2 protein-coding genes are annotated in these 1520 nt (G+C 41.1%); both read left to right on the top strand.

All coding sequences use genetic code 11. The annotated features are described in order from the left end of the window. The coding region (locus tag Q0236_RS10175; protein WP_297917414.1) for an RNA pseudouridine synthase at positions 1-807 on the top strand (807 nt) is incomplete at its 5' end. A gap of 289 nt (positions 808-1096) precedes the next feature. Next, on the top strand, positions 1097-1417 hold the full coding sequence (locus Q0236_RS10170; protein WP_297917411.1) for a hypothetical protein: 321 nt from the start codon (positions 1097-1099) through the stop codon (positions 1415-1417). Positions 1418-1520 lie beyond the last annotated feature (103 nt).

The following is a 1520-nucleotide window of genomic DNA, read 5'->3' as shown; positions in this document are numbered from 1 at the left end:
GTGTCGGATCTGCGCGATACACTAGCTCTAAAAGGAGTAGGCAATAAATTTGGATTTAATATCTTGTCTAATAGTGCGAGTAGGAGATTATGGTGCGATGCTCTATCTGACGGCATGCAAGCTAAATTTGAATCTGGCGCTCCTGCTGGCGATGTTGGCAGCGGATCTGAATTTGATGCTTTATCCTGCGGCGTGAGCGATAAGCTTAAACCCGCTATCGCGATGAGTAGCGCGGATAGCGGACATAAACCTTGCGCCTTACCTGCGGCTAAATCTTTGCCAGCTACTTCTATGGGCTGCGTAAATTTGAAAAAATTTGAACCTGCAAAATACGCAAAATTTAGCGAGAAACTGAAATTTTTAAAGGATTTTGAGGGGTTTGTGATTGATGCTCCGATCGCTCCTAGCGACGAGTTTGCCGATCTTAAAATTCGTATGAAAATATCGCGCGACGGCAAGGAGGCGATCACGCTGATACGCCCGCTGCGATATTTTGAGGACATGGACGCTAGCCTGATTGAGTGCTATCCGCTGACGGGTAGGCAGCATCAGATCAGGCTGCATCTATTTGCCGCGGGTGCGCCGATATTGGGAGAGCCGCTGTACGGGCTTTCGCGCGAGCAAGCGGAGCGGATATTGGATAAAAAGATGGATGAGACGGAGCGGGTCAGAACGACGGGAGCGCCGAGATTATTGCTACACGCGAATGCAATTCGCTTTGAACTAGGCGGCGAACGATACGAGATAAAAAGCAAATTCGATGCCGCAAGAGAGTTTTATAATCTTGCTAAAATCGGTAAAATTTAAGCAACTCAATAAAATTTTGAAGTGGCGGCGATTATTTTTATGACTAGGATTTTGCTTTTGCTGGTTTTTATAAAATTTTGTGGTTACAACGGCGTTTAATTTATTAATTCCTCATCTATAGTCATTTGAAAATTTTAAGACGATTTTATTTTGCGATGGCTATATTGGGAAAAAGCGTTACAGCTATAAAAGCACGTAATTCAGCTTAGCTAGACGGTGGGTTTCATATATTTTTATTTTCGGCAGCGAAGATTACGGTAAATTTGAGCTCAGAGCGCATAAATATTGGATGTTTCAAGATAAGTTGGGCGGTAGTATAAAAGATTTTAAATCCGATGTTGATTCTTTTAAAAAATGCAATAAAGAATATGGAATATTTAAAAGAGAATTTGACGAATACGCCAATTTTATATTTAAGCAAAAGGACGGGGCGGGAAGCTCTGTTAATTTAGAAAGCTCGGCATTGATAGCAAGCATAGGGAGCAAAACGGTAGTTGCTTCTTTTGTGGAATATTGCAAGAGGGTGCTTGGTTTGGGTATAGACCGTAGCATAGAACAAAAACAAACAATAGAAATATCGCAAGATATTGGCATGAGACTTGGATTGTAATTGTTAATTTCTATGAAAATTCGAAATGTTAAGGGTAGATTAGAAAGAATTTGTGGATAATTTCCGCCTTTGTAATCTTGGATTTTTTAAGCAGCGATCTGTT

The organism is uncultured Campylobacter sp. (assembly GCF_938031315.1).
GTDB lineage: Bacteria > Campylobacterota > Campylobacteria > Campylobacterales > Campylobacteraceae > Campylobacter_B.
This window is presented reverse-complemented; position numbering and strand designations above follow the sequence as displayed.

Bases quoted from the DNA above. Each gene is read 5' to 3' on its own strand.
- Q0236_RS10170 (WP_297917411.1), top strand. From the start codon at position 1,097: ATGTTTCAAGATAAGTTGGGCGGTAGTATAAAAGATTTTAAATCCGAT.